The sequence below is a fragment of the Bacillus chungangensis genome, assembly GCF_030812995.1.
In the GTDB taxonomy this organism is placed as follows: Bacteria; Bacillota; Bacilli; order Bacillales; family Bacillaceae_C; genus Bacillus_CF; species Bacillus_CF chungangensis.
Window position 1 is genome coordinate 26,036 of the sequence record NZ_JAUSTT010000024.1, and the last position, 12,427, is coordinate 38,462.

Genomic DNA, 12,427 nt, shown 5'->3' on the forward strand with positions numbered 1-12,427 from the left:
AATAAACAAAAGGGGAATCAAGATGGGAACAACAAACAATAACCAACGAGCAGCTTTGACGTTGTTTACAGTTGGCGTCTTTATGGCCGCACTTGATAACGGGATTATTAGTGCAGCCTTGACCACAATTAATCGTTCTTTTGGTGTTTCTGCCTCATGGGGAGCATGGGGAGTAACTTTATATTCACTTGGGCTTGCAGTAAGTGTTCCAATCGTTGGCAAGCTTTCTGACAAGTTTGGACGAAAAAAGCTTTTTATGATTGAAATTGCTCTTTTTGGAATTGGTTCATTACTTGTAGCAGTAAGCCAAACTTTTTCGATGTTTTTAATCTCTAGACTTATTCAATCATTAGGAGGCGGGGGTATCTTTATTATTGGTAGTTCTCACGTATTGAGCACCCTGCCAAAAGAAAAACAAGGGCGTGCTCTCGGATTACTTGGAGGAATGAATGGGGTTGCAGCAGTACTAGGTCCTAATATTGGCAGTTTTTTGCTTGATTTAACAGGAAATTGGCATTGGCTATTTCTCATTAATATTCCTATTGCGATTGTTTTAATCTTTTGTGGGGTAATATTTATTCAAGAAACAAGCAACCCCAACGATGGTCCACTAGATTTTCTAGGAAGCCTCTTGTTGTCTTTTGCTATTTTAAGTGTCATGTATGGAATGACTAATCTAAGTGGTGCAGAACTTATCAAAAGTTTATTGACTTTGAAAGTTTATGGTTTTTTGCTTCTAGGAATTGTGTTTGCGATGCTCTTTATATTCTTTGAAAAACGTGTTGAAGAAAATGGCCATGATCCAATATTATCCTATTCTCTCATTAGAAAGAAGCAGTTCCAATGGACATTATTAATTGGCATGTTATCAGGCGCCTTTATTGCAGCAGTCATTTTCATTCCGTCCTATGTTGAACAAGTACTAGGCATAAGTGCTGAAAAATCTGGGTACTGGATGACCCCACTAGCACTAGCATCTGGAATAGGTGCTGGCTTAGGCGGCGTTATCGTCGATAAACGCGGTCCAATTAAAGCGCTCTTCTTAGCAAGCATCATTACAATGATTGGTTTTTTTCTCTTTCCTTTTTGGGTCGAAAATTTATGGCAATTTATCGTTGCAAGCACTATTGCTGGTATAGGATTTGGCATTACACTTGGAGCTCCAATTAGTGTCCTCGCAACAGAAGGAGCAGGAGCAAATAAAGGCTCTGCACTAGGCACCCTCTCTGTTGTTCGCCAAATTGGACTAACAATTGCTCCAACGATCTACGCAGGTTTTATTACGAGAAGCTTTCAATCAGCCGGAGAAAAGATGATCAATCATTTGAAAGATGCTGGTATTAATATAAACGATATTCCTCTAGAATACTTAAATAGCCTACACGAAAATATGGATCAAGCTGCCATTGAAGAGGCGATAACAAATATACCTGACCCGACAGTTCAACAAACAATCATGAACACGTTGCATGATATCGCGTACGAAGGATTTAGCGGATTATATTTAACAGTTGCTATCATTTCTTGCTTGTTTTTCTTTGCAGTTGGCATCTTAGCACTCATTCGTACAAGAAATAAAGAAAAAATGTTGTAATGCTCTTTTTATTAAACTGGATGCGATCTAAAAAAAATCGAAACGCCCAGTAAGTCTTAAATTCTCGTTTGATTATAAATCTTTCAGGGTATCCTAATAGCATAAAGATATTTGAAAGAGAGGAAATGTAAATGATTTGGACGATTATTGGGATTCTCATTTTACTTTGGATCATTGGTCTTATAACAAAGGTGGCAGGTGGACTCATTCATCTATTGCTTATTGCAGCCTTAGTTGTACTTATATTCCGTATGCTAAGAAATCCAAAGTAACCTAAACACATTTACTATCTCTGCTGAAGCTCCCCATATTCCTGCCTGTAATATTCTGGAGATGGCTTAACGATATTGAGAAGCTTGTTATGCTCATATACGTTACGATCCTTATCCTGCCAAGAGCCTAATCAATCAAAAATAATGATTTAGAGGTGAGATGAGAAAACACCTTCATCGCACCTTCTCATCTCTTTCCTCTCGAACCGTTCGTGTTAGATAAACCAAATCTTTGCAAACGTTTATAAAAGGTGCTTCTCGGAACATCTAGTAGTTTAGCAGCTAACGATACGTTTCCATTTGTTTTCTTCAGTGCCTCAATCATCCTCTCTTTCTGAATTATTTCTCGATAAGAGAGCTCCTGAATGCCATTATTCTGCTGGCTGTATGTTTGTCTAGGGCTTAGAATCATGGAGTTTACTAATGATATGAGTTGGCTATCATGTAGTTCTTCGTCTTGCATCATGATATGTAGCCTTTCCAATACATTAAATAATTCACGGATATTACCAGGCCAAGTGTAGGCTTGTAATGCAGTAAAAAATGCTTGTGGAAATGTGATATGCCAATGATGTTTACGGCAATAAAATCGAACTAAATGCGGAATATCCTCCTTGCGTTCGTGTAAAGTCGGAACATATATAGGAAAAACATGAAGGCGATAAAATAAATCTGAACGAAATGTTCCTGCATGGACAAGCTGTTGTAAATCTTGATGCGTCGCTGAAATAATTCGTACATCTACTGGAATGCTCTGGCTGCTGCCAACTGGTGTTACACTGCGTTCCTGAAGCACTCTTAATAAAGCAACTTGCATAGATGGCGTGATTTCTCCAATTTCATCAAGAAAAAGAGTTCCTTGATGCGCCTGTTCGAATTTTCCTTTAAAACCATTTCTCCGTGCACCAGTAAATGCACCTTCTGCATAGCCAAAAAGTTCGCTTTCCATTAATTCTTTTGGAATAGCTCCACAGTTTACAGCTATAAAAGGCCCATTCTTCCGCTCGCTGTTTTCATGAACCGCTTGGGCAATAACCTCTTTTCCTGTGCCCGTTTTGCCAAAAATCGCAACACTTGCATTTGTTGATGCCACTTTTTTTATCGCATTTAATGTCTGTTTAAAAGCAGCGCTAGTTCCAGCTTCCCCTCTAAAAGAAAATGACTTTGAAATAAGAACAGAATGTAATGCTTGCGGTTTTTTCTGTAAATAAAGACAGTGGCCAATTTGCTGATTCGTAATGTTTGAAACAATTGGCGATTTTTTTTGTACTTGATAGCCAGATTGCATGATCTCACTGAGGTCCATACCGCTCCAGAAAGAAAACTCCTTCCTAATTGGGCGGCTTACTCCAATGATACCTTGCTTTTGATCACAAATAATTGCAGGGATATCGAGATCCACCATGGCAAAAGATCTTTCAAACAGTTCTACATGCGCTTGTTTTATTCGAGAACGTATTTCTTGTTCAATTGCATATCCGGCAGATATCGCCATGCCAAGCATATATGGATGAGTCCGCTCTATTGGACAGGTGAAATCTAGAATCCCAACAATGATTCCATCTTCATTTCGAATAGGTACAGCAGCACAACTCCAAGCATGCGATGAAACAGCATAATGCTCTGCTCCTCTCACCATCATTGATTCTTGCGTCTTTAGCGCTGTTCCAATTGCATTTGTACCGACTTCTTGTTCTGTCCAGCACACACCCTCGATAAAATTAATTTTTCTCGCTTGCCGCAGCACTTGTTTATTTCCTGATGATGATAAAATGTAACCCTCTGAATCAATAAGCAAAGCAATCATACCAAGTTCTTCCAAATCAGACTGAATACGATTTATATAACGTACAGCCGTTTCAAGAAAACATGTGCTCTTCTCTCTTTTCGCTTGAAAAAGCTCATCCGATAGAATTGCTTCTGCTTTTCCTTGATAAGGATTGACACAAGCTTCTTTACAGCGATGCCATGACTCAGCGATTCTTTTATTCAATCGTGAAGTATCAAGACTGTCTTCGTTGACAAAACGCTTCCATGTGTCTAAAGAAAGTGTCTCCTCTAACATGCTTCCCTCTCCTCTTGTCATAATGAAGTAAAACTATATATTTAAATATTCTGAAATAATATATAATGAAGGAAAATCATCCTAGTTTTTGTCACTTTATTTTTTCTTTTATTCCACTTGTCGATTTGTTCCATCTTACAAGACAAGGAAAGCTTCCACAGTTGATATCGCTGTTTTTCTATGACACCTGCTTTAAGATAATATGCTTCTTATTTCATCATAAAACAAAAATAAAGCGTTTTCAACAAGATAACACAGCACCTTTTGCCAAATTTGTTAAAGTTTCAGGCGCTAAAAGGAAAAGAGCGGTCATGTCAACCGCCCTTGTATTTTGGTTATATATGAATGGCCTGTCCAGTTGCTTGAAGCAACGCTTCCTGTACTGCTTCGGATAATGTAGGATGGGCAGTGATCCATTGCTCTAAGCTATCGAGCGTTAATTCTAAATGAAGCATCAAAGTGCCTTGTCCAATTAACTCAGTGGCGCGTGGACCTACTATCGTCATACCAACAATTTCTTGATATGTTCTTTCAACGATGACTTTTACTTTCCCAACCGGCTCTCCTAAAATAAAGGCTCTTCCATTCGCGGCAAAAGAACATTCACCAATTAAAACCTCATCACCATACTGTTTTCTTGCTTGCGTTTCTGTTAAACCGATACTTGCAATTTCTGGCGTCGAATAAATACAGCGAGGAACCGCATGATAATTTACACTAGCCTGTATTCCACAAGCATGCAAAGCGGCTATTTTCCCTTCATGAAAAGCAACATGTGCCAGCTGCTGGCCACCTATCACATCGCCACAAGCATATATATGGGAAATATTCGTTTGCATTTGTTCATTCACTATAATGCCTTTTTCGTTAAAATGAAGGCCAATGTTATCTAAATCTAAGTTTTCGACCCTAGGCTTTCTTCCAACAGAAAGAAGCACATAATCGGCAATTTGCTCATGATTTTCGCCTCGATGTTCAAATATAACTTTCTGTTCTGATTGTATTAGCTCCTTTAAGATTGCAGATGTATAAACATGAACACCATCTTCTTTTAATTTCGCTTCTAGTATCGCCGCGATGTCTTTATCTTCACCCGGCAACAGTTGATCAGCTGCTTCGACGATTGTAACCTTCGTTCCCATTCTGCTATAAATACTAGCAAATTCACAGCCGATTACGCCGCCGCCAACGATGAAAAGTGTTGAAGGAATACTGGCAAACATCAATGCTTGCCTACTATGAATAATCCATTTATCATCAAAAGCTGCAATTGGAAGCGCTGCAGGTGTGGAACCTGTAGCGATAATAATTCGATCCGCTTCAATTCTTTCTTCCATATCTTCTGTTACGACTTTCACACAAGAATCGGTTAAAAATGAAGCGCTTCCCGTCTTAACTGTAATTTTATTTTTCCTCATAAGATAGTGAATCCCTTGTACGAGTTGATCGACTATTCCATTTTTAAACAGCTGTACTTGCGGCCAATCGATTTGTATTTGCTCCACTGGAAGTTTCACACCAAATGTGCTTGTGTGCTTCATTTTTTCAAAAAGATCTGCACTTTCTAATAATGATTTTGTTGGCATGCAGCCTTCATTTAAACATGTACCTCCAAGTTCATGCTCCTCAATCAAGATCACCTCGTGTGCTTGGCGGGCGGCCGTAATAGCCGCCACATATCCTGCTGGACCACCACCAATAATGACAATTTTTCGCAAAACTTATCACTCCTATCTGCACTACTTCGTCAAAGGGTGGAGCTATCGTATACGTAAAACCTAAGATATGAGACGTTTATTTTTTTGAAAAACACAACATTCATCTTTTACAAAAGCAAGGCATGTGGCTCTTCCAACAATTGCACTACCGTCTTGAGAAATGCTGCTGCTGGAGCACCATCTAAAACGCGATGATCAAACGTCAAGCTTAGTGGCAAATAGCTGCGTTTTTCAATATTTTCACCGATAAAAGCAGGACGGACTTCAATCGCTCCGACACCGAGAATCCCTGTTTCTGGTGGATTTAATATTGGTGTAAAATGTTCAATGCCATATGCGCCTAAATTTGAAATTGTAAAAGTAGAACCAGCCATTTCTTCACTTTCAAGTGTTCCTTCTCTTGCCTTTTGCGCTAACAATTTTATTTGTTGAGATATGTGAAGCAAGGAAGCTTGTTCAGCATGCTTGATAACAGGCACAACTAAACCATTTTCTAAAGCGACTGCGATGCCAAGATGAATGTTGGCAAATTGTTGAATATGCTCATTAACATATGCGCTATTCATTTGTTCGTGTTTTTGCAAAGAGAGTACAACTGCTTTCGCAATAAAATCGGTTATCGTTAATTTGTTGTGATGGTTTTTTTCAGCGATGCTCGTTAATTTCCTTTGTAATGCTTGCAATTCAGTAACATCGGCTTTGCTATTGAGTGTTAATTGCGCTGTATGTTGGATACTCGTATACATTCTATCTGCAATTACTTTGCGCATCCCTTCTACTTTTAATTGTTTGCTTGCTTCAACTGCAGCTGCTTTCATTTCTCCTTTTTCAGCATCATTTTGCGCTAATGCTTCTGTCACATCTTCTTTTGTAATTCTGCCTTGTGGTCCAGTCCCATGAATATGCTCGATGGACAGCCCAGCAGCTTCCGCCATTTTTCGAGCAACAGGAGAAATTTTAATCTTTCCATTACTTGCTTGATTTGTAGCTTTCTTTCGTTTTTTATCGATTTCAACCGTTGCAGCTATCTCTTGGTGTTCTGTTGCTTGTGTTGCAGGATCAGGCTGCGATGGAACCTGTTCATTTTTATTTCCTATATAGCCGATTACAGCCCCAGGCGGAACACCTATCCCTTCCGAAACAGATATATCGATTATCGTACCATCTGCAGGTGCTTCTATTTCTGCTTCAATTTTCTCTGATTGAATGCTGGCAATTAGCTCCCCTTTTTTTACTGTATCACCGACTTTTTTATGCCAAATTGCGACGGTTCCTTCTTTCATCGCCATCCCCATTTTCGGCATGATGATTTCAACTGCCATGATTAAAACCTCCCTTATAGCTTTAGCTTTGCTGTTCCTAGCGTTGCAAACCTTTGCAACATCTATTGATTGAAGACAAAAGACCCGCTCCCTTTATGGACTTATACGAGGGACTCTTCTCCAATCATTTCTGAGACAGCAGCAATTACTTTTTCCGGTGTTGGCAAATATATATCTTCTAATGGTGGTGAAAATGGCACAGGCGTATGCGGAGCTGTAACCCTTTTTATAGGTGCATCTAAATGATCAAAGCCTTTGTCCGCAACGAGTGCTGCAATATCAGTTGCAATGCTGCAGCGTGGATTCGCCTCATCAATGACAAGCAAGCGATTTGTTTTTTCAACGGATGATAAAATCGTTTCTTCATCAAGAGGCGATAAACTTCTTGGATCAACAATTTCTACTTCCAGCCCTTTTTGAGCAAGATGCTCTGCAGCTTGGATTGCTGTGTGTACTTGTTTTCCAATGGCAACAATTGTTAAGTCAGTACCAGCTCGTTTCACATCTGCTTTCCCTAACGGAATCGTATAATAATCTTCCGGAACATCTCCAGTCATGTTATACAATGTCTTATCTTCAAAAAAGACGACTGGATCATTATCTTCAATTGCAGCTAGCAACAGCCCTTTTGCATCATACGGTGTGGAAGGGACTACTACTTTAATGCCCGGAATGCTTGTAAACAGAGCGTACAAACTTTGTGAATGCTGGGCGGCCGCGCGAAATCCTGCCCCGTGGGTTGTACGTATCGTAACTGGCACTTGGGCTTTTCCGCCAAACATGTAACGAAATTTGGCTCCTTGATTCATCACTTGATCTAAACATGTGCCGATAAAATCATTAAACATCAATTCAGCAATTGGCCGTAAACCTGTTGCCGCTGCAGCCATTGCGGCTCCAATATAGCCAGCTTCAGAAATAGGGGTATCGATAATTCGTTCACGGCCAAATTCTTGAACAAGTCCTTTTGTAACACCTAATACACCACCCCATGCTTCATCGTCTTGAAGATGATCTACATTCGCTCCTCCAGCAACGTCTTCTCCAAGGAGGATAACATCTTGATCTTTCCGCATTGCTAATTTCATTGCCTCATTAATTGCTTTTGACATCATTAATTTTCTGGTCATTGTTTTTCCCTCCCCTTATTCATACGAGACATATACATCTTCTAAAAGCTCCGATTCCTCTGGATAGGCACTATTATCCGCAAAGCTTACAGCCTGTTCCATCGCTTTTTCTACTGTTTCTTCTATCTTCATTATTTCATTTTCTGTTAGCGTATTTTTTGCCAGCAATTGTTTCCTAAAAAGCTGAATGGCATCTTTTTCGAAAAGATGTTCTTCTTTCTCTTGATCAGTCTTATACTTTTGCGCATCTCCTTCAAAATGGCCGTAATTTCGATATGTTACACATTCAATAAGTGACGGCCCTTCCCCATTTCGAGCCCTTTCAATTGCCTCTTTAGCTGCTTGATAAACGGCGATAACATCTTTGCCGTCAACACGAACACCAGGAATACTATAAGCAGCGGCGCGATCGGCAATTGTTTTACAACTGGAAGCATATGTGAACGGAGTTGCTTCACCATAGCCATTATTTTCAGCGATAAATACAACGGGCAGCTTTAACACCGCAGCAAGGTTTATCCCTTCGTGAAAAGTTCCCTCATTATTTGCACCATCGCCAAAAAAGCAAACGCTTACAGCATTCGTCTTTTTATACTTCGCTGTCAATGCTGAACCGCAAGCAAGTGGGAAACCGCCTCCAACGATTCCATTGGCGCCAAGCATTCCCTTATCCAAATCTGCAATATGCATTGAACCGCCTTTGCCTTTACAAAGGCCTGTCGCCTTGCCAAATATCTCTGCCATCATTCCATTCAAATCGCAGCCCTTCGCGATGCAATGACCATGTCCACGATGTGTACTCGTAATGCTGTCCTCATTGTTAAGATGTGCACATACTCCAACAGCAATTGCTTCTTCTCCAGCATATAAATGGACAAAACCTGGTAAATTCCCTTTTGCAAATAACTCATGCACCTTGTCTTCAAACAGGCGAATTTCCAACATTTTCTTGTACATCCAGCGAGATTTTTCTTGATTTGATAATACTTCCATTTCTTTTGTTTTTTTCAACATCTCCAACCTCCTGTTCTTTTCGTCTTCAGGCCTCACTTTCCATCATACGAGTAAACATTTCTTTTCATTCCTCGATGTTGAAGTGCGGCTTAAAACGCGTCCACTTTCTTGCTGTGCAGCTTCACTTCATAATGAAGCGAAAAATGAGTTTGCTATCTTAATAAGCGTTCATACTCATCTTTCATCCTTCACTACATGATATAAGCAAATATCGTGCCAACTTAAAAAGGCTAAAAGGTAGAGGTTTAACTTTCATAGACGACTTCGTTGAAGGAACAAAATGAGACACCTTTCTCAAAATGTCTCTTATTGTCTACTGATGATGAATGAAAACTCAAGGCAGAAAAAGAGGATAAAGTGAAACTTCCATCAGTGGGGGTTTTCTATCATCCCCCACTGATAAGAAGTAGAACAAAGGCTAAGATCACAACGTCCTGTTGCAACGCCTTTGTAACCGACATCCTCGAAAAAGAAAAGCACTTTTTCTTCTTGCGATGTTGATTCAAGAAACTTTCCTTATCCTGTCGGCCCGAACCAATTGGACATTTGACTTTCAGTTGTCCCCCACTAGACTTCTTGATTACTCTAACTCTTGAGGTGGAGGCCTTACTGCCAGTTAGATGTGGGATAAAAAAACACATTATTTCAGCTTTTTCAGATGAAATGAAGCTGAAATAATGTGAGAGATCATTTTATACATGTTAATGGAGTTCTATAATACGTTGGTTCGAACTTCCTCTATAAGGTAAAGATAGATCACGTAATTCTAAAATAAAGGGACCGTCTACGAGCACATCACATAATGATAAAAGTTGATGTTTGTATACATCTTTAGATGACTGCAGCTCTTCCATTGTGTACCCAGTGTAAATCCAGATGTTTTTGCCTAACTTTTTTATTTCTTTGGCGAGCGGGACGATTTTTTTTGCCTGTATGAAAGGGTCGCCTCCTGAAAAAGTCACATTCGCTAACGGATTGGAACTAACTTCTGCCATAATGTCCTCAACTGTTAAATCCGTTCCATTTTTCATATTCCAGCTTTGAGGGTTATGGCAGCCGTTGCAGCGATGAGGGCAGCCAGCAAAAAAGATGACCGTTCGTAAACCTGGACCGTCAACAACAGAATCATGAAGAATATTCATCACTTTCATTTATGCTTCACTCGTTCCTGTTCTTCTGCTTGTTTTGCCGTATTCCATTTTGTCATATCCCCTACTAAATACCCTGTGATTCGTCTGATCCGTTCTATATATGTTTCATCATGATTTTTACATCGAGGACACTCATTATCAATTGTTCCTGTAAAGCCACAGCACTTGCAGCGATCAACTGGATGATTAATCGAACCGTATCCAATCTGATATTGCGCCATTGCTTTTACTAAAACATCAAGGGCTTCTATATTTTTTGACACATCACCATCGCACTCAATATAACTAATATGCCCAGCATTGCATAAAGCGTGGAAAGGACCCTCTTTTCTGATCTTATCAATTGCTTTAATAGGATAATAGACAGGAATATGGTATGAATTCGTATAGTATTGACGGTCTGTTACTCCTTTAATAATACCGAACTCCTGTTGATCTTGCTTCGTGAATTTTCCTGACAGCCCTTCTGCCGGCGTCGCAATAAGGGAGAAATTCAAGCGATGTTCTTCAATGGCATCATCCATCTTCTTTCTCATGAATTGAATGATTTCGTAACCTATTTGATAAGCTGTATCATTTTCACCGTGATGGCTGCCTGTTAAGGCTTTAAGTGCTTCTGCCAATCCAATAAATCCGACACTCAATGTCCCTTGTTTTAACAGATCTTCCAGTGAATCTTCTTCTTTCAGATTTTCTCCGCCCTTCCAAATACCCTGTGAATAAAGAAATGGGAAGTGTTTCGCTTTCTTTTTCATTTGAAATTTATATCGCTCTAGCAATTGTTGAATCGTTATGTCCATGTAATAATCCAACTTCTCATAAAACTGCTCTAACGTATTAGAAGTTAAAGCAATCTTGACAAGATTGATGCTCGTAAAGGATAAATTGCCTCTTCCAACACTGTTTTCATCGCCATGCAAGTTACCCATTACACGAGTTCTACAACCCATATAAGCGACTTCCGACTCAGGTGTCCCATTATAATATTGATAGTTAAAAGGAGCATCAATAAAACTAAAATTTGGAAATAAGCGTTTTGCTGTTGTTTGGAGCGCCAATTGGTATAAATCGTAATTCGGTTCATGTGGCTCAAAATTAATTCCTTTTTTCATTTTAAAAATTTGAATAGGAAATATCGGCGTTTCTCCATTGCCTAGACCTGCTTGTGTTGCCAGCAAGATATTTTTTATTACCATCCGACCGGCAGGAGATGTATCTGTGCCATAATTGATTGATACGAATGGAACTTGGGCTCCACTTCTTGAATGCATACTGTTGCAATTATGAACAAATGCTTCACATGCCTGATAAACGTCACGATCAGTTTCTTTCCACGCTTGTTCCTCTTTTTCTTCCGCTGTAAAAGAGGTTGGATATTCATTTATTCTTTTTAAATGTTTCTGAAACGTTTTTAACACATAAGGCGCCAAATCATAATCAAAAGTAGGATATGATTGTCCACCATGCTGCATATTTTGATTGCTTTGCAGAATAATAGATGACAAAGCCATTGCACTGCTAATATCATTAGGCTCTCTCATATGTCCGTGTCCTGTATTGAAGCCGCCTTTTAGTACTTTTCCTAAAGGAATTTGACAGCATGTTGTTGTGCCAGTAGGCATATAATCTAAATCATGAGGATGGATATAATGATCCTCCACCGCTTTCTTTACAATTGGTGATAACATATATTGCTTCACATAGTATTTGGCGCTCTCGGAACCAAATTTGCCCATTTGTCCCATTGGTGTCTTTCCGTCTACATTGGCATTTTCTTGAATTAAATCTTGATTAGATGTTTCAACTATTTCTTTAAATGCCTTGATTAGATTAACTGTTTCTAAATCTGTTGCTACATTTTTCATTATGAACCTCCCAAAATCTTCATCAACAATCCGTTAAATCTTAGTATGTAAAATAAAGTGAAACTTCCATCAGTGGGGGTTTTCTATCATCCCCCACTGATAAGAAGTAGAACAAAGGCTAAGGTCGCAACGTCCTGTTGCAACGCCTTTGTGACCGACATCCTGTCGGCCCGAACCAATCGGACATTTACTGGCAGTTATCCCCCACCTAGACTTCTTCGAGTCCTCTTACTCTTAAGGTAGGGGTCTTACTGCCAGTTAGATGTGGGATAAATCTATATAACAAATGCGAGGGA

Annotated in this window: 9 protein-coding genes; 2 read left to right on the forward strand and 7 right to left on the reverse strand. The window is 39.5% G+C overall.

The annotated features are described in order from the left end of the window. Positions 1-22: 22 nt before the first annotated feature. Positions 23-1,594 carry an MFS transporter gene (locus J2S08_RS17185; protein ID WP_307231701.1) on the forward strand — a complete coding sequence of 524 codons (1,572 nt, stop codon included), beginning with the start codon at positions 23-25 and terminating at the stop codon, positions 1,592-1,594. A 131-nt stretch (positions 1,595-1,725) separates the two neighbouring features. Beyond that, the gene (locus J2S08_RS17190; RefSeq protein WP_307231703.1) at positions 1,726-1,866 is read left to right on the forward strand and encodes a lmo0937 family membrane protein; all 141 of its coding nucleotides are present in this window, start codon (positions 1,726-1,728) and stop codon (positions 1,864-1,866) included. 187 nt (positions 1,867-2,053) lie between these two features. On the opposite strand, the gene J2S08_RS17195 is transcribed toward J2S08_RS17190, so the two are convergent. The 7 genes from J2S08_RS17195 to J2S08_RS17225 form a co-directional block, all read right to left on the reverse strand. Then, positions 2,054-3,931 (reverse strand): sigma-54-dependent Fis family transcriptional regulator, encoded by a 1,878-nt coding sequence (locus tag J2S08_RS17195; RefSeq protein WP_307231705.1) that lies wholly within the window; start codon positions 3,929-3,931, stop codon positions 2,054-2,056. A 335-nt stretch (positions 3,932-4,266) separates the two neighbouring features. Then, positions 4,267-5,649: a dihydrolipoyl dehydrogenase gene (gene lpdA / locus J2S08_RS17200; RefSeq protein ID WP_307231707.1), complete on the reverse strand. Its 1,383-nt coding sequence runs from the start codon at positions 5,647-5,649 to the stop codon at positions 4,267-4,269. A gap of 107 nt (positions 5,650-5,756) precedes the next feature. Continuing rightward, positions 5,757-6,971, reverse strand: a complete 1,215-nt coding sequence (locus tag J2S08_RS17205; protein WP_307231709.1) for a dihydrolipoamide acetyltransferase family protein — start codon at positions 6,969-6,971, stop codon at positions 5,757-5,759. 101 nt (positions 6,972-7,072) lie between these two features. Then, positions 7,073-8,101, reverse strand: coding sequence for an alpha-ketoacid dehydrogenase subunit beta (locus J2S08_RS17210; RefSeq protein ID WP_307231711.1), 1,029 nt, complete (start codon positions 8,099-8,101; stop codon positions 7,073-7,075). A gap of 15 nt (positions 8,102-8,116) precedes the next feature. After that, a complete protein-coding gene (locus tag J2S08_RS17215; RefSeq protein WP_307231781.1) occupies positions 8,117-9,094 on the reverse strand; it encodes a thiamine pyrophosphate-dependent dehydrogenase E1 component subunit alpha in 978 nt (325 codons plus the stop codon). A 722-nt stretch (positions 9,095-9,816) separates the two neighbouring features. After that, the gene (gene nrdG / locus J2S08_RS17220) at positions 9,817-10,266 is read right to left on the reverse strand and encodes an anaerobic ribonucleoside-triphosphate reductase activating protein (RefSeq protein ID WP_307231713.1); all 450 of its coding nucleotides are present in this window, start codon (positions 10,264-10,266) and stop codon (positions 9,817-9,819) included. Then, the gene (locus J2S08_RS17225; protein WP_307231715.1) at positions 10,263-12,131 is read right to left on the reverse strand and encodes an anaerobic ribonucleoside triphosphate reductase; all 1,869 of its coding nucleotides are present in this window, start codon (positions 12,129-12,131) and stop codon (positions 10,263-10,265) included. The genes nrdG and J2S08_RS17225 overlap by 4 nt, the downstream gene beginning before the upstream one ends. Positions 12,132-12,427 lie beyond the last annotated feature (296 nt).

Excerpts from the sequence above, each read along its gene's own strand:
- J2S08_RS17210 (WP_307231711.1), bottom strand. The coding sequence starts at position 8,101 with ATGACCAGAAAATTAATGATGTCAAAAGCAATTAATGAGGCAATGAAA.
- nrdG (WP_307231713.1), bottom strand. The coding sequence starts at position 10,266 with ATGAAAGTGATGAATATTCTTCATGATTCTGTTGTTGACGGTCCAGGT.
- J2S08_RS17195 (WP_307231705.1), bottom strand. The coding sequence starts at position 3,931 with ATGTTAGAGGAGACACTTTCTTTAGACACATGGAAGCGTTTTGTCAAC.
- J2S08_RS17185 (WP_307231701.1), top strand. The coding sequence starts at position 23 with ATGGGAACAACAAACAATAACCAACGAGCAGCTTTGACGTTGTTTACA.
- J2S08_RS17190 (WP_307231703.1), top strand. The coding sequence starts at position 1,726 with ATGATTTGGACGATTATTGGGATTCTCATTTTACTTTGGATCATTGGT.
- J2S08_RS17215 (WP_307231781.1), bottom strand. The coding sequence starts at position 9,094 with ATGGAAGTATTATCAAATCAAGAAAAATCTCGCTGGATGTACAAGAAA.
- J2S08_RS17205 (WP_307231709.1), bottom strand. The coding sequence starts at position 6,971 with ATGGCAGTTGAAATCATCATGCCGAAAATGGGGATGGCGATGAAAGAA.
- J2S08_RS17225 (WP_307231715.1), bottom strand. The coding sequence starts at position 12,131 with ATGAAAAATGTAGCAACAGATTTAGAAACAGTTAATCTAATCAAGGCA.